Here is a 21521-nt window from a genome sequence, read left to right on the forward strand (position 1 = left end):
GGGAATTGCCAACCGTGATCAGTTGATTCGGTGCTGCTGGATGATGTGCATGTCGATTTCGACTCCCAGTCCCGGCCCTGTGCCGAGTGTCGTAAATGGCCCGTCGATCTTGATCGGGTTACGGGCAATCGAGATTTCGTGGTAGTCGGGACCGAGTGTGTCGCCGGGATACTTTTCGATTTGCATGTTGGGAGTGGCCACGACGAAGTGAGCCATCGCGGCCGTTGCCAGATCCCATTCGAGATTAGATCCGATGGAACAGGCGATCCCGTGTGCCTCGGCGACGTCAGCGATCTGCTTTGCCTTGCGGATGCCGCCGTTCTTGCCGGGGTACAGGCTGATGGCGTCGCAGCACTGGTGCTGAATCAATTCCTGAGCGTGAATCAGGTCAAAACAGCTTTCGTCCGCCAGGATTTTGACTCCCGTTTCATTGCGAACGTGCGCCAGTCCTGTGTAGTCACCAGGAGGGATCGGCTGTTCGACCAGGACCAGGTTGCAGTCTTCCAGTTCGCGGATGCAACGAATGGACGTTTTGACGTCCCAGCCCCCGTTTGCGTCGATGGTCAGATCGATGTCAGGGCCGATGGTCTCTCGCACAATCCGGACTCGTTCGACATCCCTGGCTGGATCGATACCGACTTTCACTTTGATGGTGGTGAATCCGGCGTCCACCAGTTCTTTGGCGCGTCGCCGGGCCCGTTCCGGATCGTAGGCCCCCAGGGAGAAGCGGCTTCGAATGGTCAGGGGCCTGCAGGCTCCCCCGAGTAATTCATAGATCGGCTTGTTGGCTGCTTTGCCGAGGAGGTCCCAGCAGGCCATTTCGATCGCCGATTTGGCAAACCAGTTACCGACGGCGACGGCGTCCATCCGCCTGTCGAGTTCCACCAGATCTGCAACAGGACAGCCGATGACCGCAGGGGCCAGAACTTCCTGTACGATGGCCATTGTGCCGCGACAGGTCTCTCCGCTCCAGCGCGGCGTTGCAGTCGCTTCGCCCCATCCTTCGAGACCGTCGTCGGTAAAGATCCTGACGAGGGAATACTCTGACACATTATGGTGCCCCAGCGCTGAAATCATCCTCCGCTCCGGCTTCAGCGGGATTCTGACCGGGATCGATTCAACGCGGACAATCTTCATGTTTCGTCTTCCTGAGTCACTTTAAGTGACGGTTTGCGGGGCCTTCAGGTGGTACAAACAGCGATTGGAGTCTGGGCAAATCTCTTTCACAAGCGGGAAAAACAGAGGACTTCGACAGGGGTTTTCGGTCTTCGAGGGAATCATCGCGTTGCCGCCACTCCGTCGAAAGGGTGTTTTCGATCCTGGGGCAGCAATGTTAACTTACGTAAAATTATGAGCAAGTTTTTATTGGTGTGCGGTGGCGATGAATAAAACGTGCTACAGTGAGCGTCATCGTCAGGGTGAATGTCTATCTGAAACGTAAGCAGATTGGTCTTCATCCATCTCGGAAGGCTGGAATAAAGAATGGCTGAAGGTAGTATCAAGAAATTGATGGAAAAAGGATTCGGGTTCATTAAGACGGATGGAACGAAGGATTTGTTCTTCCATCATTCCGCCGTTCAGGGTGTGAGCTTTAATGAACTTCGCGAAGGTCAGAAGGTGACGTATACTGAGGCCATGGGAAGGCAAGGGCCCTGCGCTGAGAATGTTCGGCCCGTTTAATCTCGTCCTGTGACTTAATGGCATCTCCAGTCAAGCGGGCCGCAATACGGATCGCGTCAGCCCCTGCATTGAGTGGAGGTTTACCTGCTGCGAGCAGGTTGTTCTGTTCCGATAAGGGCAGGGCAACACTGCCGGGATGATCCCATCCTGACGAGCAGGCTCTGATTGCTTTCGGCAGCGGTGTCAGCCTTGAGCTGAGACTGTCACGAAATACTCGGCGGGATGGCGAACGTATCCGTCATCCCGCCGAAGTCGGTTTTCGTCAGAGAACCTTGTCGATTCTTACTTCACTGTCGACAGTTCTTTGATTCGCACATTGCGGAACTCCACAGGATCGCTGTGGCCAGCAAATCCGAAGAAACCCTGGGTACGCTCTTTTCCGGGGTGAGGAGTGTTGGCCATCAGGTCCTTCACTTCGCTGAGGTCGGCGTCCAGAATGACGTTTCCGTTCAGTTCCACTTTGACTGTGGAACCGATGACGGTGACTTCCTGGAAGTTCCATTCTCCGGCGGGACGCTCATACCCGCGAGCAGCAGGTACCATTCCATAGGCCGAGCCATGGTATTGGCGAGGGTCCAGCTTTTCGTACTGTGATGCGACATTGTCCAGGACCTGAAGTTCGCACATGCCGGTATAGGCGGCATCACCCTGGCCGGGGTAACGGATGGCCAAACCATTGTTGCCGCCAGCAGGAACCTTGAATTCGAGTCGAACGATGAAATCGCCGTACTCGTTGGGGGTGTGAAGAACTCCACCTTTACCCGTCTTGCAGCGGATGGCGCCGTCAACCACTTCGTAGTTGTCCACTGCACCAGCCCAACCCTTCAGGCTCTTGCCGTCGAACAGGGAAGTGAAGCCCTCGTTCGCGAGAAGCGAGGTTGCTTCGCTGGCAGGGATTTCCCGGATGAAGATGTCTTTCCAGCGGATCTCGCCACCATGGGTCTGCAGTTGGATCGGGCCCTTGGCGATCAGAGGCTTCTTGCGATCGAAGAAGTTCTCCAGAATGGCATTGTCGACAACGAGCTTCCCATTGAGAAACACGGTGGTACGAGCACCCACCTGACGAATGCGGAACGTATTCCATTCGCCAAAGGGGTGGTCAGCCCGCACGAGAGGATCTTTCCCGGGTCGTCCAGCGCTGTTGTTCCAGAGACCGCCTGAACCTTTGTCGGCACCGATGTTGAACTTTTCGGCTTCGGTGTAGTCCCAGATCTGAACCTGAGGCGTTCCCTTCAGGTAGATGCCGCTGTCGGCCTTGGGGACCGTCTTGTAACTGACGAATAACTCATAATCGCCAAAGTTTTCGTTCGAAGTCAGATACAATCCATAACCGTCGTTAACCAGTTCGCCTTTTTGAACCGACCAATGTTTATTGACGTCTTCCAGGCTGGCCTTGCGGGCATCGGCCTGTTCGGCGGCAGGCAACGCCTGGACGGTGCGGGGGTCCTTGGTATCCAGACCGTGCCATCCAGCGAGGTCTTTGCCATTGAAGAGCGCCCTGAATCCCGCTGGCGGTTCATTGTCAGCGGCAAAGGTCGCCGTGATCAACGACGTGGATACGATGAATCCAAAGCAAAGCAAACGACACAACACAGTGGCACTCCTTGATTTAACCTGACCTGCCAATCACCCTCGTCGCCTGAACAGTACTTGACGAGCTGGGAATAATTGACGTAGCGACATCACGGATCTTACCGATGAATCGGCGGTGACGCCATCAATTCGATGAGCATCCGTGTAATCCGCAAATTTTGCGGTGATCTGATATTCTGGGGTGATTTCACCCCCGCAAAACGGTACATTTTTGAGTAAAGCGGCTATAGCATGGCGTTTTTCCATTTTTCCGATTGCGTGACGGCTGGCATTCTCCCGATTCTATTCGTGAAGAGAATCTTCGACATTTCTTGACGCAGGGGACGCCTGCCAAACTTCTGTGAATTATTGACCAAAATATTCCTGAGTGACTTCGACGCGGGATGGATTGTCTTAAGTCGCGGCGAATCGTCCGAATAAAAAGAGTCGGTTGGTTGCCATGAAGATGCAAATTGTTTCCTGTCCGCATTGCGGAACCTACTTGCTGAACGATACCTGCGAATGTCACGCTTGCGGTCATGTTCTTGATAAACGAGCCGCCGCGCTTCCCCAAGCGCATATTCTGCCCACCGACAATGCCGTCGCCGAAGACATGGAAGCATGCCCCAGTTGTGGGGAAACCTGCCGGACAGGACTGGTCCGCTGCTGGAATTGCGGGACCTTTCTGCGTCCCGAAATCGAAGAATCCTACCGTAAAAAGCAGGCCTCCACGCACTTCGAGATCGAACACATCGATCTCCCGATCCTGGAAGCCTCGTTCGTAACGGAAGAAGATTCTCTCCAGCGACGCGATGCTGGCTTCGATTCAGACTTCAATTCTGCCCCGGAAAATTATTTCCAGGCGAGCGACACGGGGGGAGATGACGAGGACGATTTCGATCTTTCCATGGGGACCGTCTTCGGAGAGGTCGTTGACGAAGCACAAGAGGTCGCTTCTGACGAAGAGACGTTCCGTTTGCGCCCCCTCGAAGAGACTCCCGCCCCCTCCATTCCGACATACGCCGGTACGCCCGCTGCCAGCACCTCTCCCGCCGAGATGGACGTCAACGAACCGCCGGTCCAAAGCGAGGCGGAACTGCCGCCGATCCAGTCCTTGAACGAACCTCCTCCCTCCCCACAGGAAGTGGAGGCGGCGGCCGCTGAGGATCTGTTAAAAATCGCAGCCGACGAAGAGCAGGACATTCAGCAAGTCCGAAAATCGATGCGGTCCAAGGACACGTTCGTAATCTTCTGTCCTCAGGGATGCCGCATTCGTGTTAAAGAACGTCATCGCGGGCGCAAGGGGAAATGTCCCCGCTGTCAGTCAGAGTTTGTCGTTCCGAGAAAGCCGGCACCCAAGAAGGTCGAAGCTGAAGCCGCCACCACCGGAGAGGATCCTGTCCTCACAAGCCGTTACAAGAAATGGCTGAATGACATTCGCCTGCACACCGTGGATCCAGTTAAGCTGCGAATCAAGGCAGACAGTCTGCTGAATGAATGCCAGGCAGTCGACATCGGTTTTTCCGCCGATGATTTGCTGATTGCCACGCTGGTTGTCGGCAAATTTGGAGCGAATGCGAAGAAGTTCCCGCCGGTTCGCCAGGCCATGATCGAGCACTTCTCGAAGCAGGGGACGTTTGAGCAACTCGCGATTCCTGCGAAGAAGCTCCTGACGAAGGAGTTGCTCACACAAATCACCGCGGCTCAGCCGGCTGCGATTGGGGTTGAGTCACTGTTCGCCGATATCCCCGTGTTCGGGACCAACCGGATTGCCGTTAAGCTTCCGAAGACCCCGGATTCGACGAACCCGCAGTATCTCTCGTTCAGTCTGTCCGAGTATCGCGCGTTTGTTGAGGGAATGCAGTCGGTCTGCGGCATTCAGGACTTCGGGACGAATACGGAAGTCCCACTGACGGATGAGTATCTCGTTCATAAGTGCGTCATGAGCGGCGCCCCCGTGCAGGAACTGGCCAAGCTCAACTACTACATCAAGGATCCGGGATTCAAGCTCGAAGTCACCGGGTGGCGCTGTGCCAAATGCGGTGTCGTACTGAGCGAAGCGGCGAGAACCGAAGCCAAGTTGGGCGGCGCCAACGGCAAAGGGATTGCCAAGGCGAAGTGTCCCAAGTGCACGCAGAAATTTGGTGATCTGCCGCTTTATCGATTAGTGGTGACCGAAACTCCGGCTCCCGCAACGACCGAACCAGAGCCCGAAATGGCCTGATGCAGGCCTGCCAGCAAGATGTCATCGACAGGGGGAAGATGTGACTCACCCGCTACGTCTGGGCGAGTCCTGTCTTCGATTTCTTCACGGTATGTCCTCTGCGGAGCCCGTCTGGGCACGGTTCACCGTGGACGCTCCTGGTCGAGGGGCAGATGCGCAACTTGGGCGAGCGCCGTCGCGAGAGGAATTTCCTCAAACAGTTACATTCAAATCGGTTGCGAAGAGGTGACGCTGAGTGGAAGGTGTCCGAAGGGTGGTGATCACCGATCGATGACGGTTGCATGCTCGATGAAATAGAGCCCGTAAGGGGTCCCATCCGGTGCGACCATCTTGATTCGCAACGTCCCCAGCACATCGAAAGAACGTGTTGCAGGAATGTAGCGGGTTGTTTTGCCCGCTTTCATGTCGATCTGAATCAGGTCATAAATCTTTGGGTCACGGCCGAAGCAGCAGATCTGATTATCACGAGCCAGCACGAAACGCTCGATCCCTTCGGTCTCGTATGTCGGATACATGAAGCCACGAACTTTCACCTGCTTGCCGTCGAGTCCTTTCAGCCAGTCAGGCATCAGATCCACGGCGTTGACAACAACCGGTTCCATGTTCAGGACTTTCAGCAGGTCCAGGTCATCAAATGACAGGCGAAGAGCTCCCGTGCGGGGGTCCGTCTGAAACTGCTTTTCTTTGATGAGGAGCTGAATTTCGTTTCCCGGGCCTGTTTTCGCCTCCGTTTTGTCTGGCGGGTCCTCCTGCTGTGATGTCGGCGGCTCCGTGCTGCTATTCTCCGCGACAGCTGGGTCTGTGGTGGGTGAGGAGGGGGCGTTCGGGACGCTCAGCAACTGTTGGACGCTCGCCACAACATTGACAGGAACGAGGGCCGACGCGGCAGGAGCGTCCATAACCTCATCTTCGCTCTGGTCTGTCGCCGCTTCGTCAGGTGTGGCTGTGGTCACGACAGGAGAACTCGGTTCCTCTGATTCCCCCGGCGCCTGGGTCTCGGGGGCCGGGGTTGCAGTCACGGCTTCGGATTCGGTTTGTGAAGCGTTATCCGCTTTGACACTCGGCCCGGCGCTGGATTTGTCTTCCTGTCCTGCGGGGTGATACTCGCTCAGGTCAGTCTTGTCACAGCCTGTCAGAAAAATGAGGACCAGCGCAATTCCGAGTCGTGGTGCTGTCCAGTGTGGAAATGCCGGGATACGCATTCATTCATCCTTGATTGAGCGAGAAGCACAGAATGCTGTCCCGTGCTTTCGGTGGCTCAAAGACTGGAACGCATCCGCCAGCTATAGTGAGGGGCGGATGCATTCACGGTGTACAGGTCTTGAATTCTCTTGCGCCCGGTTTTTGGCGTAAAGATCAATACCAGGTTTTCGCCGGGGCAAAATGCTGGCAGTCGAGCTGATAGACGGGGTTCAGCCCGCTTTCGTCATATGTCGGTTCAATTTTGAGTGTTCCGGCTACCCCGACAAGTTGCTTTTCGTGGTAATCCACCGTTTGCCCATCCTTCATGTTGATCAGGATCATGTCGGTCGGCTTGGGCTGGCCCCCGAAGCAGCAGTCTCCCGAATCCTTACACAGGACAAACGATTTCAGGCCTCTGGTTTCCCTGAAGGGAAACATGTAGCCTTTGAGATAAATCGGTTGGTCAGCAAGTTTTGCAACATCGGGGTGGATGCCGGGCTGGCCGTTTTCTGTGGGGAAACCCTTCTGGGAGATATCCTGATTGAAATTCACCCGGGAATACCCGACGGGGACTTCCGTCGCGTAGCTGTGCAAGTGCAGCGAAGCAAATGCGATGAAGATCAGCAGCATCAACACCAGGCTCGACAGTGCGAGCACTCCCCCGCTCAATTCGCCTCTTGAACGGGAAATCTGATAGTAACCGATGAAGGAAAGGACAATTCCGACCATGGGAATAATTAAAAGCAGGTCGGACAGTCCGGCGAGCAGCGAAAGGCAGACAAACGCCATGCTGATCGGCACAAGCGGCGGCATCGGTTGATACTGGAATGTGTCATCGACAAATTGAGTTTGGCTCAACGGCTCGCTCATCATTTCACGTACCACAGACATCACATTCATCCGAATTGCAGATCGAAAGACCCCGAGGAACGACTCGGCAGACATGGTTCGCCCATGAAAGCCGTCACTGACCGGGATGGTGGAATTGTATACGACGTCTTGTTCCGCGTCGTTGGTCAAGTCTTCAATCGCGGCCGTTTTTCAAAGAGGGCGCCAACTGATCTTGAAGACTCAGCGTCTCACTGCGCAGTCAAAACGAGCCCGTGTCATCAGTTGTAGCGAAATTTGAGAGAATTTCACTCAAAGAGAGCTCCAACAGGCGTCGTTCGAGAGACCAAACGCCATTTCGTGATCGGAGCGGAGTGCGAAAGAAATGAGAAGTGTTTATCGCAATGGGGTTACGGAACGCGCTTCTTCCCTGATGAGAGAGGTTTAGACCGACTTGGAAAGCCCTGCGTCGCTCGGACGTGCAGCCGTAGAGGATGCGGGTTCACTCGTTGGATCATCCGTCGCGGTCGATAAAGCAGGTTCCGGTCGATAGGTGGTCTTATAGGGTTTGCGACACTTGGGGCAGTAGCGGTGCTGGATTCGTTTCCCATCGTCAGTGGTGTGCGTGTGCTTCACGATACAGATCACTTTGCAGTCGACGCAAAGAGGAATCTCGGGAAGCGTGTACCAGGGACGCCAGCTTCGCTTTGGTCGTGATGTGGCAGTCATAAGCCTTAGTTACCTTTCTTGGGGGAGGAGGACAGTGTCGATCATGGGCTGAGGGCCCTAAGGGGGTATTCTCGTGGCCGGCGTACTCGTTCATTGAGTCCGGTCCAGAGGCAAAGTTCAGTGAGACGGTTAGACGACGATCAAGGGCCGTCACTGCTTTTCCCGCTGCTTTTCTGAGGTTCCGACTGGGGCGATGAACAGTCGGTTGGGTCGAAGTCGGTCCCGACCAGGACATCTCCTATCGGACTGGGGAGAGGGGGCATGCCCCGGACGGCACGCCATTCGTTTTTGGTGCGCGTCCTGGCAGCCAGGTCGGTCTTTAACTGCTCTTCGATGAGTTCAGTGTCGTCGACGGTGTTGGATTCGATCTCTACGGTGAGTCCGCTGCCAAACTGAGAAGCGAGCTCTTCGGTGTCGGATTCGGCGAGCAAGTCACAAAGTGGCTGAATCGCGGAATGACGCCAGGCTTTCATGCTGGCGTTATAGGCTGCATAGGCGCCCGCTTCCTGTAAGCCCACAGCCACGGGAGGGGTCTGATGAAGTGCCAGGATGGCCGATTTGAAGTCCTGAAATCCCTCGCCATAACACATCTCTTTCGGGCTGGTTCCCAGTGGCGTGATGGTTGTTCCACTCTGGGCGACCATGACTCGCCCGACGTTCTGAGCGCCCCCGTACTTGGCACTGATGCGGGCCTGCGTGCGGTCAATCTCGTCCTGATCGACCATGACGTCGGGGGGCAGGCTCCACACGATCGAGGGATCGACACCGTTCCGTAGCTGGTGATAGCGGGCTTCATCCACGGCTTCGCCGGCATCGATCCATTTCGCGCCGGCAGAAAGCGGGCTTTGTCCGTCATCCAGAAACCAGGCGTGCGGCAGGCGAATGACCTGCACTTGCCTGGCGTCCAGGATCTGACCAAGAATCCGGTACCAGTGAGGACAATCGAAGTAGCCATGATCGTCCTTCGTGGTATACCGCGATGCCACAGGACTGATTCTCCAACCTCCTCGTGGTAGTTCTCGCGACGGTGCGACTGCCGACGCCATCGCCGTCGGAATGACATACCGCTCGCACGTTGGACCTGAGAAGCTGGGGACATTCCAGACAAGGCAAGTCCCTGTCAGCCGGATCTGTTGTGCCTGACGATAGCGGAAGCTGGAACCGCATTCGTATGGGTTGGGCCGTTTCATCAACTTGACCAGAGGGTGCGAAACGGGAAGTGGGTCTGTTTCCCGGTCCTCCAGCCCGTAAATCGACTTCCACCGATGAAATGATCCTGCACTGGCAGCCAGCGACTTTCGCTGCGACCGGCGCTGGGGCTGCTGTTCACCGTCGGCAAAAACAGTCACTGTCGCGCTTGCCACCTGGGAAGCGATCGCGTGAATTGCGATGTAGTTGAAGCCGGTGTTATGAGCTGTCTCTTCACGATGATCCGAGGCCCAGCCCCCCGGGACACTTCCGTTGAGGAGGGTTCTCAGTCCCACTCCCAGCGGGGTTGCGGACTTTGATGAGCTGCCGAATAGGCCTGTAATCCAACGCATCCACTTCATGCTTCGAAACCTTTATTCAATACAGCATTCCAGGAATGCTCGAGTCCGGCGTTCCTTCGTCGCTACTTCCGATCGACCGATTCTCGATATCAGATTCCCACGTACAGTCGCCGCATCGCCGTCAGTTCATTGAACGCATCGGCCAGAGCATCGACTTCGTCGTCAGGGATCCCTTTGGTGGGAAAGGCATCCAGTCGCTGCAGCAATCCCTGATTCCAGGTCCCCGCCAGTAGCTTTACATTTCCTGCATTCAGTTGTGCGGCGAAGCCGATCGCGCGGGTCGGCTTGTCACCGCTGACCACCGCCACTTTGACATCAAGCCCCGAGAGCATCAGCGACAATCTTCTCGCTTCGCTTTTACCTGCGGCCGCAGGATCCTGCGGGATGCGGATTCGGCACACACCGTCTAAAGCCGACGACTGTCGAATGACCTGATCGCGATAACTGCTTTCCCACTGACCGCGGCGAATATCGGCAATGTAGATAATTCCCGTTGAGTCGATGCCCAGTTTGGCCCCCACGGTGTAGTCGCCTGATCCGTCCGTTGCTGCCAGGTCCCAGGCCCGGCAATAGCGAAGCCCCACGGGCAATGCCTCTATGATTTCGATCTGACCGACTTTGAAAAATAGTCCTGCGCGGGCTTTGGCATTCCAGTTTCCTTCTGCCAGGCGTTGCCGCTCGACCTCGGGCAGGGCGAGCAGGTTGGCCCGGTACATCGGGTCCTTACTGAGGAGCGCCGGGTTGTCGGATAACTTGGCTGGAATAAACGTAAATGACTTTGGCTGGACAGGCTGTTCTTCATGATCTTCAGAAAGATCAGGCCGACCGAATCGATCAATTAAGTCTCGCCTCGAATCGCTCCAGTGAAACTCACCCCGCAATCGTATGAACCACCGGACGACCCCCGAACGCTCGGGAATCGCCAGGCCTGAAATGGGATCGATCCACCAGGCCACCAGACGGTGTACCCATCCCCCGATGGGATCATCCTCGGGAACCGGATTCGTTGTTGCACGAACGTATGACCGGATTCCGCACGTCGAGCGATTTCGCGAAAGCATGTAGAAGAACTGCGATTCCGTGAAATGCGTCAGCTCATCGAATCCCAGCATGGTGATCTGTGAACCTTGCCAGGCGAGTTTGTCCTTCTCGTACTGCAGGTGTCGAAAACCAATATTGGCCAGATCCTTCGTATTCACTCCCTTTAATTTGCAGTCACCCGTGGGGAATTGCCAGTCGAGTGTATGTCGAGGAATTCCATTCAACTGAGGGTACAGCAGCATGGATTCGTCCCAGAGACCTCCTTCATTCGTGATCTGCGGTGATGTTCTTCGAAAGATTACCGCCCCATAGCGGGGGACGGTGATGTATCGCGCTGCTTCTGCCAGTAACGCCCATGTTTTTCCGCCTCCTGCCTGGCCGCCATAGACAGCGATCTGGGCTGTCGAATCGATGAACTGCTTTTGTGGTCCCGGATGGGGTTGTAAGACTTCAGCAAGTTCCATTCGTCCTGTATCTGACGATGCGGTCATATCAGACAAGTCCTTGTCTCGATCAGGCAGCCTCGTGACCTGGGGCTGCGTCATTCAATCCTGGATGAGAATCCGTGAAGCGACAGGACCGTGACTATGCGGTCGCCTGAGTCACATCAGGGACGATGCTGATGCCACCGCTGATGGGAGTCGAAATTCGTGCTGCCGTAATAAACTGGCAATCCCAGATCAGGTCTCGAATGGCTAGCTCGGCTGTCTCTGCTCCATCAATGACCAGTTGCACTTGCCCGGTTGAAGCACCTGTCACCTCAAGGCTGGCGTGCGCGGGGTTGACGTCGCTGCTGCCGTTCAGCAGCACCAGACCCTCTGCTTCCGAGACTTGAATGATGGCTTTGATGTCCGGATCGGAGGACCGTACTTTTGCGGTGAAGACAAGTTTGGTGCGGGTGGAGATATCTCCCATCAATGGAAGAACGACCGCAAGGGTGTCTCCTCGAATAATGGTGATCTGAGCCGCGACGAGTGATGCCTGGGCGACCGCAGCAGGAATCGTGATGTTATTCAGGATGGTTCCGCCGCTTCCCCCGCCGGGGTTCGTCCAATCCACGCCCACGAGTCGAGTGTCGACGAGAGTCGCGATGTCCAGATGCTCGTCCACCGTGGCGGAGGCGACGCCGGCGACAAAGTCACCTGCGAGGTAGTCACCCGGGACAGTAAAGTGATAGCGGTAACGCCCCGTTGACGCCGCCGACACGACGACTTCGATTCCGATATCGACCACGTTATTCCGCAAGACCTCGATTGCCGGTTCGTCGATATTGTCGGGCGATGTCAGCACACCTGTCGTCGGGTTTCGAATCTGAAACTCTCCGTAACAGGTGTCCCCCGGGCGCAACCATTTCAGCGCCTGCCCTGTCACACGAATGATGTCAACAATTCCTGAACCGGGCGTGATGACCGGTTTAGGTATCGAGAGTCGACGCCTGGACAACACCAGTGGAATAGCAAAACGAGCAACCACGTTGACTTCTACCTCTCTTCACCTTGTTGGTGCCTGATCTGGATGGAGTTTCGACCCCGTTCGGTTTCATCACGTTGCGTCGGTAATGACCGAGGTGATGTTGCCGCTGCTGTCGAGCGTCAGCGACAAACGGACTTTGCTGTCGTCGATGGCCCGTTGGGTCACGATCGTTCCCGGCAGGCCCGCCACCTTGCCGATCACGGCAGCGGCGATGAGTCGCAAAACACCCTGCAGCGTGGCTCCGTCGATCGATCCTCCATTCATAATGGCGGTGACGATCGACGCGATCGCGGTTGCGTTAGGGGCATCGACGAGATCCATCTGTGAACCTGCTGCTGCAGGATTCGCAGGCAGGTTGTCGGTCTTATCTTTGATCGCTGCGACCGAGGCCGAATCGGTCGTCTCGATCGCACCCGCCGTCAGCAATACCTGGCCTGCTCCTGTGCCGGGAGAAAGCAAAACGCTCGCGCCGATGTCTCTCGCCGTTTGCGAAGCCCCGTTCAGTCGGACCGTGTTGACCGGAGGAGCGATCTCGATCGTATCGACAATCAGATGCTTGCCACTGGCTTCGCCCCGGATTCTGACCTGTCCGGCCGCCGCGAAGATTGCATCGGGCAAATCAAGGCGATAGACGCCTTCGCCTCGTTCCTTCACTCCCCCGGAAGTGTATCCGGTCGTGATTGCGGCCAGGTCTGTCAGTGCCGGAAATGTCACATCCGCATGGGCGCCGGCTGTCGAGTACTTCAGTGTCGGGAAGCCCGCCGCCAGCAGACCTGTCACAGGCAAGCCCGAGTCGTCGACAATCTGAACATCGATTGACTGATTCGTGGCACCGCTATCAAAAATCATTTCATTCTCCTTCTACGAAGCATCAGTCCAGCAGAGTCAGAGTATTCGTATGCCCCAGCTGCTCCATTGGGTTTTCTTGGCTTGCCGTCGAGACCGTAGGGCAGGACCCAGTCGATCGTGTTTCCGACTGCGGGTGAGTCAGGCTGAAGGTGATAGTCACCCCCCCCAGTGCCGGTTGTTGTTCCGTTGAAACTTCTGCGGTTGACGAATTTGAGGTAGGTGATGGTGTTGGGTAAGGACTTGGGGGGCTCACTGAAGACCGTAGGCGGCTGGCATTTGAGTCCAGTGAAATTGGGCATGAAGTCCGTCGCGGCGCCGATTCCTGCCGTTTCGGCCCAGACGTTTCCCGTTGAGTTCACGCCGTAAACGACGGGCCAGTTCCTGATTCTCGCGGGATGCGGCGCGACAGTAATCGATGTGATGGGGCCGGGGTCACTGGCAGAGGCGAACGAATACTGGAACGTGTTAGCGGTCACATTGCTGATCACAGCCCCATCTGTTTTATAGGCCGCCGGCACCACGGAGGTGATGTAAAGCAGGTCTCCATTCAGGTATTGATGACCACTTTGAGTCACCGTGACTGTCACTGTCCCTGCATTGAATGTTCGTGTACCGCTGGAATTCACTCCCAGGAACGTGTCCGACTTAATGTTGAAGTCGTCTGCGGCATTGTTCTTGATGAACCAGTTCAACCTGTCGTAGCCCGCTGCGCCGTACTCGTTATAGGCGAGTGAGCATCGTTGCCCGACGACGACGTTGTGAACGAGCAGAATGTTATTTGCGTGGGTGTTGCTGCGATCGGCCGCGATCTGAACAGCAGGGGACAGGTTGTTGCAGTTTTCAAGGACGTTCTGCACAAACGCCGACCCGTGCGGATTGACGTTCTCACCGCCACGAAGGATCGCCGCGTTTGTGTTTCCGGCGGTAATGCGGTTGTAGGCGACGACAATATTCTGTGAGTTGGGGGCCGCCCCCGTGAGAGCCGCTCCGATGCTGTGGGCGAGCGGAGATGTTTTCAGATTCCCCAGCACCGTATAGGCAGAGTTGGCTCCCAGGCTGGTGCAACTATCGACGATCGTGTTGCCGCGACAGAGTCCCGGAGAGGCATTGACCGCTCCATAGTTCGTCCAGCCCTGGGTGAAATTGAGAATTCGACACCGAGTCATGTGCCAGACCCCGATTCGATAGATCGTCGGGATCACGGAAACATTAAACTCGCATTGGTCGAACAGCATGTACGACGTTGCAGTAGAGGGGTCGAAGACTCCGACAGCATTCGTTGCCGTGAGCTTCACTCCCACCAGGCTCACCAGTTCTCCCGCGTTCTTTCCTCCACTGGAACTGGAGACGACGACGTTGTCGCGGCTGTGTCCCGGGAACCGCGTGATCGTCAAGACACAGGCGGGACGGGTGCCGATTGTCGGTGTTCCGCCGAGCCAGGCAAAGTTGTTCACTTCGCCCGCATTGTCCTTCAGATAGATCGTCGAGCCCCCGCAGTTATTCCTGCCATAGTTTGAGTTGTTGTAGGTTCGCAGAGCGTTATAGGCACCGGAGATCGTCGCGTAGGGGGCGGGAGGGGCCGTCGACTCCGGTACCCCCAATCCAACCGCGCCGGTGCCGTCATTGCCGTTGGCTGCATCGACCACGACGTAAGATCGACAGTAGGTGCCTGCCGGGTCACAGACGAAGGATATCGGACCATAGTAAGGAGACGGCGCGGCTGCCGAGCCAGTCCCGGGAATGCTGCCGCTGGTCGTTCCGGCAGTATCCAGAACACTTGCGCCGTTTCCGATCCAGGGATAGGCGATATAGTGAAGGGTGCCAATGTCACCTTGCGTAAAGCCACTGGTGTTCAGGTCTGCAAGATGCTCGATCACGGGAACCGCGTCACCGTATGTTGAATCGATTGTGGCTGCATTGACCGTGGCTGAAGTGGAATGTCCACTGGCATCGGCCGCCGTGAATTTGACGCAGTCGACTTGCTGACCTTGCATCGCATGACCATGGAACACCGCGACGGCAACGCGCCACGTCGTACCCACCTTTTCATACGCGATCGGGCGTGAAATGTTTCCAATGACTCGTGGGTAAGCGAGTGTCGAGTTGTTCGTGACAGCAAACGACGTGGTCGGAAGGTTGGGTGTTCCGCCAGCGGTGTAGAACCCCGACGCAATGGTGACGGTCGGTGCCACCCCGGAATGACCACCTGTTCCTCCAGTGTTATTGTCCGAGTCATAAATACTCTCACTCAATGCGATGCGGACGGTGACGTCCGTTCCGGTCATTGATTCTTGCGCAGTGAATTCGTTTCCAGAGACGGAAAAAGGTTTGCGTACCCAATATGTCCCGTAAATCGTACGCGTGCGCGTTCCCAGCACGCCGTTCGTAAAGCCCTGAGACACCACATGAAACACCACCTTCGGGGAACCCGTTGCAGGATGATTGCCAGGGCCGAGACCGAAATCGTACGTCCCCCCCGTACTCAACCCTTCAATCGTGATATCGGCGAATGCTCCATTCGTCAGAATATTCACCCCCAGAATACTGCCCGTTGCCATCGATTAATCCCTTGTCGAAAGCGAGAACGTTGTCGATCTCTGCCTCAAAACTGAGTCGATCCCGCGAGTGTTCGGGAGAGATGTCTGTCTCTAAACGCACGTCAGATTGTCACGGCCCGTGCCGTTCCCGTGGTCACTGTGCGCCAGGCGCGCACGGACCCACCCTCACACAGTCTTCACGAGACTTGCGTCGCTGTCCTCAGCACCGTGAGGGGTGCCCGCTTCAGATGGAGTGCGAGATTACCGGCAACCTTGCCGTACCGTTCGCACTGCTATTGACGTGCCCCTGCGGGGTTGACCCGGGTGGTCTTCACCTTCCCGGCAGCAGGGCTTTCTTCCCGGATATCCAGATCGAAATCCGCCTTTTCAAGATTAAACTTTTTGAAGGTCTTCTCTGGTTTCACGACCTGGACTGACTTGTCCCAAGGCTTGGGTGGAACTCGAAACGAGAAATTATTCTCGACCTCAATCCCACGCTCGAACAGGTTGTAAGTCGGCGCGATATTGTTCTTCACAAGGACGTTCTTTGGTTCGGAGGCGCCTTCGGTGGCCCGGCGGGAGAACACGCCGATCCAGCACGGAGCCCGCGAGGCGTCTCCCTGGTAGATGACAGTGTTGTTCTCAATCACGCAGTCGTGCACGCCGTAGAGACCGACCCCGTGGAAGGCGGTGACCAGGATGAAGTTGTTCGAAACCTTCACGTTCTCGAACTGACCGTCGAAGATCACAATTCCCTGGAAGACCGCTTCGCTGATCGGCGGGACCGCCTCATATTTGCCGGTCGAGAAGGCCACGTAGTTACTGTCGATCACGACGTTCGACAGAGGTTCTTTCTTGAAATTCCAACCCTGCATCCCGTCGTGGTGGAACTCGTTGGACTTCAGGTCGTAAAGATCGGTGATTCGATTGCGGGTGATCTTGAGATTGCTGGCGGTGTGCTCGATCCCATCGTTGATGAAGTACTCAAGGTGGTTGTTGTCGATCTCGATTTCATCCCCGTCGACGGCGATGCAGTTCTCGACACCAAAAACATGATTCTCGGCGATCCTGAGATTGCGACCTTTCACCCAAAGGCCGTACCAGGGACACATCGTTTCCCACTCCTTATCCTTCCACTTCGTAGCATCTCCGGCTGTTCTGAACGAACATTTTTCAATCACAACATCCGACGCATCGGAGAGGCGGAAGATCATGAAGTACTTGACGAGTTCCCCATCGGTGCAGTGGAAAGCGATGTTCCGGAAAGTCCAGTTCTTGATACCCGCTCCACCCAGAAACTGGGTGACGACGGGCTTGTGCCCTTCGTCTGCTTCGACGGTGATCATCGACGTTGCCGTATAGTCAGCACCCTGGATCGCGATTCGGCCATGATTTCCCGTTCTCAGCCGGATGGTGTCACCCGCGTGGATTTTTCCTTTGGACGGGTTCGATCCGTTGATCAGGCGGGCATTCACCACGCTTTCCCAAGTGCCCCAGGGGTTCTCTTTGGAGCCATCCCCTTTTTTGAGGTCTCTGGCGTTCACAGGGGTGCTCCCTTTTTCGGGGTCCAGGTACCAGACTTTACCCCTGCCGGAGGATGGCTTGGCTGTGGCAGTTGAAGGAGCGTCATCAGCAAATGCCAATGTTGAAGCGAGCAGGATTCCGCAAATCAGGACCACTGGCTGCATATTTTCCCTTCCGATACTCAATCGGTGCTGAGTAGGTCGTACTGTTCTTCGTGGTCGCGTTCTCATTCCGACTTTTCCAGGCAGGATGGTGATTTGAACGCTGATCGTCCCTCTGTGTCGCAAAATGCCACTATGATGCGATATTCCGGTTGAGAAAAGTCTTCCTCGATCATTTGTGATGAATTCATTGTCAGGCGAGGGTGGCTTGTATCGATTACGCATGGAATCGTCTTGCCGTCGCCTCAGCGGCCGCTCGCTTTTCTGGCGGACGACACATCGCACGGACAACTGAGCGTCGACTTGCGTTGCAGTTGTTGTGGATGAAATTGCTTCAGATGGTGAAGCAAAGTTGATCGCTTCAGCGGGCGAAATGCTTACGCAGTCTGTTGTATTCGATCGCAATTTCCCACAGGAGTTTCGTTGCCTCGGAGGCTTGATTCTTGAACCCGTTTGCTGGGGAAGGTGCGTTCGGCACCTCGTTGTTACTTCGGATTCATCACCGCTTTGTGAACGTCCTTGATTCGATCTGCCATCTCTTCGTCCCGGCGTTCCTGCCGATCCAGGATTTGACTGATTCGTGTCTGCTGCGTGGCCAGCTCGTGTCCGTTAATGGCCTGTTGTTCCTGTGTCGATTTTACTGCTTCCATAAATCGGAAATGGGCATTAATCGCTTCGTCGATCTTGGGCTGAAACCAGTCCGAGAACCGCCAGATGAACAGACCGACAAGAATCAGGAGCAGCGTGGGCCACCCGTGCTTTTCCAGGCGTCGTTCCCAAGGACTGAAGTAATCGACCGTGATGGGCTGACGGGATTGGCTTGGTTCTGACATCTGTCTTCCTGTCGTTTGGCGAAGGCTGATCTAACATTTCGTAGCGAGTCAAAAGGCGCCGCGACTGTGGGCCGTGGAGCATCTTCTCTCCCAGTCGCGGCGCGGTTCCATTTCAGCGAAGATCGGGATCAAGCGATCTTGAGAAGTGTCCGGACGACCTCAAGAACGTCCTGGGCTTGGGCATTCGCCTCCTGATGTGCGGTCAGTTGTTCGCTGACGGCAAACTCAAGATTGGATTGTGCCTCGACGAGTTCCTGTTCTGCCTCGGATACGGCAACGTCTGCCGCCTCAGCCAGAGCCAGGGCCTCTTGTGCTTCTTTGAACTGAATTGCCAGTTCTTCCGGGACCTCCAGTGTCATCGTCTCTTCCGCCATCTTGTCTCCTTTCTCAAAAACCACACTACGACCGACTGCCAACTGCGACAGCCACCTCCAAAGCCTCGTCATTGCTTCCCCCCTTTCCGTGTTGGAACTGAGTTCCCGAAGCGAAGGGCTCCGAAAATTCAGCCGGAAACGAATCTCCGGCTCGGTATAAGCCTCCCTGCCTGTGGGCATTCCATGCTTGATCATGCGAGCATGATTCATGCGGGACCGCTTAACCGGTTGTTTTGTTACTTCAGACTGAAAGTCCGTTCCTTGATCAGCCGCGAGCCACCGAACACGACCCGCACTTGCTTGTCTTCCACGATCTCGACCCGATCGACTCGCAACTGGAACGTGAACAACGCGACCAGCTTCACCGAGGGGCATTGCTGGAAGTCGATCGCCAGCGTGTCACCGGTCAGAGCTGCTGTTGCTGAGACGTTGCCGCCGAGCTGCAGATCCGCACTCGGGTTGAGCAGGCTCCACAGACCACGGACCACGGACACGATCGTCAGGACTGCCCCCGGCCCGATCTGACTGGGACCAGTTGTTAAGGATTGCTTGGCAGCTGGATTGAACGCCTGCCCCAGTCCCTTCAGCGTCAGCGGGTCTGCGTCGATCGTGATATCGTCGCCGTCCACGCGGTAGCCGAAGCCGATCGCATCTACGGGAAGGCCGACAGCCCCTTTTGCGGACAGGTCCATGTGCCCATATTTCCCGAACACTGCGACGGGGGACCAATCCGCTTTCGCGAGCAACGGGAACGACTGAGCACCCGACCGGTCCCACCGCATTTCGGCTTTGACACCCTCGCCGATGTTCGCTCGCCACCAGGCCAAGACAGCCCGAACGTGATCCTTCGCGTGGATCGCCCCGGCTGATCCGCTCACCGCCGCCACCGCTTGTGACGCTTCACCCGAATGCTTTTCGAGGATGGCTTCAAGTTCGCCAAGGGATGCGGGGATGAAGTATCGTCCGCCCTGGGTGGGCATGGAATATCCGCCGACGCCGTTGAACCGGATCGCCGGATAGATCGCTTCTCCACGTTCGGGAACAGGATCGCGGGACCATAAAAGCCGCACCTGGGCGTTTCCGTTGCCCCAGTCTCGTTTGAGCGTATTGCAACGAGCACACCAGCCGTCCCCGTTGCGAGACTCCGCGGTGTAGATCGTGGCGGTGAGTCCCTCGACGTTCGTCGTGATCGGCGTCAGGCCCGCTGCGTACTCGATGCGAGGCTCTGAACTCTCCGGAGCTTCCGGAATGTTGCCCGCCTTGCTCCCGTCGTAGTCGTTCTCGCCCTCAGGGAACTGGTTCTGAGCACACCAGACAGCCGCTTCGGCGATGGCGACTCGCTCTTTCGGACCTGCGTAGCAGAACGCGGCCAGCGACAGCAGGATGATCACAACGATCAGAACCAGCTTCACGGAAGCGTGCTTTTCCTTCTCAGCATCGTCGTCGTCGAATGGGTCGCGTCCGTATTGGTAGTCGTAATTCATTGTGTTCTCGCCTCCTCTTCGGAAATGCCGACGTTCTTCAGCACCTCAGCGATTGCGTATCTGTCGAGTTCTCGTTCGATCCGATCCTTAATTTGCTGGACTGCTTCTTCGTGCGACCACTCTTCCCGCACAGGGACTGAAATGGATGTCGCAATGTCCCATCCATCCTTCTGTATCCTGACCGTGATGTACGACGGCATGCTTCACCTAAACGAGGATGGACTTGGAATATCGCACGAAATCAACTCAACCTGCCGACCGATCCCTTCCAGGACCCCCTTGCGGACCGCGTACGAACCCGGCCGCAACTTCACGGGACCGCTGACCGTCTGCACCGCAACCGGGTACTTGCACGCCTCGCCCCAGGACTGCTGCATGATGAACGCGGTCTCGCCGCTGGGCAGAACAACGATCCCGCAGCATTCGGTACAGTGGCCGCCGTTGTCATCCGGTTCACAGCAGCCGAATCGATCGATCCGCGTCCCCTTGAAGATCTGAGGCAGACAGACATGCCCCCAGTTCTTCGCCGCAATGGGATCCTCGTAGTCGGTCCAGGTCATGGACCGATGGCATTCGATCTTGTGGAACGCCGCCGCCGCGATCAGCACTTCGGGAACACCGATGTTATTCCACTGAATCGCCAGATCCTCGCGTGGCTGACTCAGGTCGATCCCCGCAGCGGTGTAGTTCGCCCGGCGAATCACTCCCTTGGTTGCGAAGAACTCTGCGGCCTCGACTCCCGTCATCCCATCCGGGCAGTTCCCACACTTGCAGCCCCAGGCGTGAGTTTTCGACCAGCCGTTCTTGTTCCGGCACCATCCGTACATGATTTCACCGGCGATCTGCGTATAGACCCCGATGAAAGCCTTGTCGGCCAGCCGCGAGATCTGCACATCCTCGATGGCCCGCTCGCTTCCCTGTTGAACGCACGTCCCGCGAGCTTGGTGATTCGACTTCCGCCAGGCACCGTTCAGCGTCAGCTCATCATCCTGAGCCAGAACGCGAGTCACCCCGCGAGACTTCTGTCGCTCCCAGAATCCCCGCATCTGAGGACGGTCAGCGTCGTATGAGAGCGTGTAACCAGCCTTCTCAAGCCGCTCCGTCGCCGCTGCGATACGCTCTTCGTCGTAAACCCAGCCGAAGTTGGTGGTCATTTCAGCCCCCGAATCTTCTCCGCGTCGGCCTTGGTCAACTCCACTTCCTTCGAGCAATCCACGACAGCTTTCACCGCCGCAACCTGCTCATCGGTGATCTGCTGCCGCGTCCGCAGATGCCGCAGCATGAGTTCCAACTGAGTCGTGTTGTGCGGGTACGTGTCCGGATCGTCGATGCAGTCCGCCAAGACCGTGAAGATTGTCTCGACGACGGCTGGTTGGACCGGGACCGGCTCGTGTGGTTGGGGATACGTCGTGAAGGGGCCGCAACCAGGCAACGAAAGTAAAAGCGATATGGCGATCGTGCGCATCCTGTCCTCCTTTCA

The 21521-nt window shown here is 56.4% G+C and carries 19 protein-coding genes; 2 read left to right on the forward strand and 17 right to left on the reverse strand.

The window, feature by feature from the left end; translation table 11 throughout:
- Positions 1-18 precede the first annotated feature (18 nt).
- Positions 19-1137: a mandelate racemase/muconate lactonizing enzyme family protein gene (locus ACGY09_RS15455; protein ID WP_373649339.1), complete on the reverse strand. Its 1119-nt coding sequence runs from the start codon at positions 1135-1137 to the stop codon at positions 19-21.
- Positions 1138-1482: 345 nt separating this feature from the next.
- Here ACGY09_RS15455 and ACGY09_RS15460 point away from each other — a divergent pair, with 345 nt between their 5' ends.
- Complete coding sequence (locus ACGY09_RS15460) at positions 1483-1680, forward strand: cold-shock protein (protein WP_397568434.1); 198 nt, start codon at positions 1483-1485, stop codon at positions 1678-1680.
- Positions 1681-1962: 282 nt separating this feature from the next.
- Here the strand turns inward: ACGY09_RS15460 and ACGY09_RS15465 are convergent, their stop codons facing one another.
- Complete coding sequence (locus tag ACGY09_RS15465) at positions 1963-3273, reverse strand: DUF1080 domain-containing protein (protein WP_397568435.1); 1311 nt, start codon at positions 3271-3273, stop codon at positions 1963-1965.
- A 439-nt stretch (positions 3274-3712) separates the two neighbouring features.
- Between ACGY09_RS15465 and ACGY09_RS15470 the strand changes: the two genes are divergently transcribed.
- Positions 3713-5476, forward strand: coding sequence for a hypothetical protein (locus tag ACGY09_RS15470; protein ID WP_397568436.1), 1764 nt, complete (start codon positions 3713-3715; stop codon positions 5474-5476).
- Between the two features lie 260 nt (positions 5477-5736).
- Here the strand turns inward: ACGY09_RS15470 and ACGY09_RS15475 are convergent, their stop codons facing one another.
- The 15 genes from ACGY09_RS15475 to ACGY09_RS15545 all read right to left on the reverse strand — a co-directional run bounded on the left by ACGY09_RS15475 (position 5737) and on the right by ACGY09_RS15545 (position 21506).
- A complete protein-coding gene (locus ACGY09_RS15475; protein ID WP_397568437.1) occupies positions 5737-6678 on the reverse strand; it encodes a hypothetical protein in 942 nt (313 codons plus the stop codon).
- 154 nt (positions 6679-6832) lie between these two features.
- Positions 6833-7549, reverse strand: coding sequence for a DUF3299 domain-containing protein (locus ACGY09_RS15480; RefSeq protein WP_397568438.1), 717 nt, complete (start codon positions 7547-7549; stop codon positions 6833-6835).
- Between the two features lie 381 nt (positions 7550-7930).
- On the reverse strand, positions 7931-8215 hold the full coding sequence (locus ACGY09_RS15485; RefSeq protein WP_397568439.1) for a hypothetical protein: 285 nt from the start codon (positions 8213-8215) through the stop codon (positions 7931-7933).
- A 140-nt stretch (positions 8216-8355) separates the two neighbouring features.
- Positions 8356-9765, reverse strand: coding sequence for a phage portal protein (locus ACGY09_RS15490; RefSeq protein ID WP_397568440.1), 1410 nt, complete (start codon positions 9763-9765; stop codon positions 8356-8358).
- An 89-nt stretch (positions 9766-9854) separates the two neighbouring features.
- The gene (gene terL / locus ACGY09_RS15495) at positions 9855-11297 is read right to left on the reverse strand and encodes a phage terminase large subunit (protein ID WP_373649331.1); all 1443 of its coding nucleotides are present in this window, start codon (positions 11295-11297) and stop codon (positions 9855-9857) included.
- Positions 11298-11391: 94 nt separating this feature from the next.
- Positions 11392-12279 (reverse strand): hypothetical protein, encoded by an 888-nt coding sequence (locus ACGY09_RS15500; protein WP_397568441.1) that lies wholly within the window; start codon positions 12277-12279, stop codon positions 11392-11394.
- Between the two features lie 69 nt (positions 12280-12348).
- Positions 12349-13128, reverse strand: coding sequence for a hypothetical protein (locus ACGY09_RS15505; RefSeq protein WP_373649329.1), 780 nt, complete (start codon positions 13126-13128; stop codon positions 12349-12351).
- Positions 13125-15686 carry a hypothetical protein gene (locus ACGY09_RS15510; RefSeq protein ID WP_373649328.1) on the reverse strand — a complete coding sequence of 854 codons (2562 nt, stop codon included), beginning with the start codon at positions 15684-15686 and terminating at the stop codon, positions 13125-13127. Before ACGY09_RS15510 ends, ACGY09_RS15505 begins: the two co-directional genes overlap by 4 nt.
- Positions 15687-15958: 272 nt before the next feature.
- Positions 15959-17353: a hypothetical protein gene (locus ACGY09_RS15515; RefSeq protein ID WP_373649327.1), complete on the reverse strand. Its 1395-nt coding sequence runs from the start codon at positions 17351-17353 to the stop codon at positions 15959-15961.
- A gap of 482 nt (positions 17354-17835) precedes the next feature.
- Positions 17836-18183, reverse strand: a complete 348-nt coding sequence (locus tag ACGY09_RS15520; RefSeq protein WP_397568442.1) for a hypothetical protein — start codon at positions 18181-18183, stop codon at positions 17836-17838.
- Positions 18184-18311: 128 nt separating this feature from the next.
- Entirely contained in the window at positions 18312-18557 is a 246-nt protein-coding gene (locus tag ACGY09_RS15525; protein WP_397568443.1) for a hypothetical protein, read from the reverse strand.
- Positions 18558-18793: 236 nt separating this feature from the next.
- A complete protein-coding gene (locus ACGY09_RS15530; RefSeq protein ID WP_397568444.1) occupies positions 18794-20041 on the reverse strand; it encodes a hypothetical protein in 1248 nt (415 codons plus the stop codon).
- Positions 20038-20241, reverse strand: a complete 204-nt coding sequence (locus ACGY09_RS15535; protein ID WP_397568445.1) for a hypothetical protein — start codon at positions 20239-20241, stop codon at positions 20038-20040. Before ACGY09_RS15535 ends, ACGY09_RS15530 begins: the two co-directional genes overlap by 4 nt.
- A gap of 3 nt (positions 20242-20244) precedes the next feature.
- Positions 20245-21195 carry a hypothetical protein gene (locus ACGY09_RS15540; RefSeq protein WP_397568446.1) on the reverse strand — a complete coding sequence of 317 codons (951 nt, stop codon included), beginning with the start codon at positions 21193-21195 and terminating at the stop codon, positions 20245-20247.
- Complete coding sequence (locus tag ACGY09_RS15545; protein WP_397568447.1) at positions 21192-21506, reverse strand: hypothetical protein; 315 nt, start codon at positions 21504-21506, stop codon at positions 21192-21194. The genes ACGY09_RS15540 and ACGY09_RS15545 overlap by 4 nt, the downstream gene beginning before the upstream one ends.
- Between the last annotated feature and the right edge of the window lie 15 nt (positions 21507-21521).

This window comes from Schlesneria sphaerica (genome assembly GCF_044336245.1).
Lineage (GTDB): Bacteria > Planctomycetota > Planctomycetia > Planctomycetales > Planctomycetaceae > Schlesneria > Schlesneria sphaerica.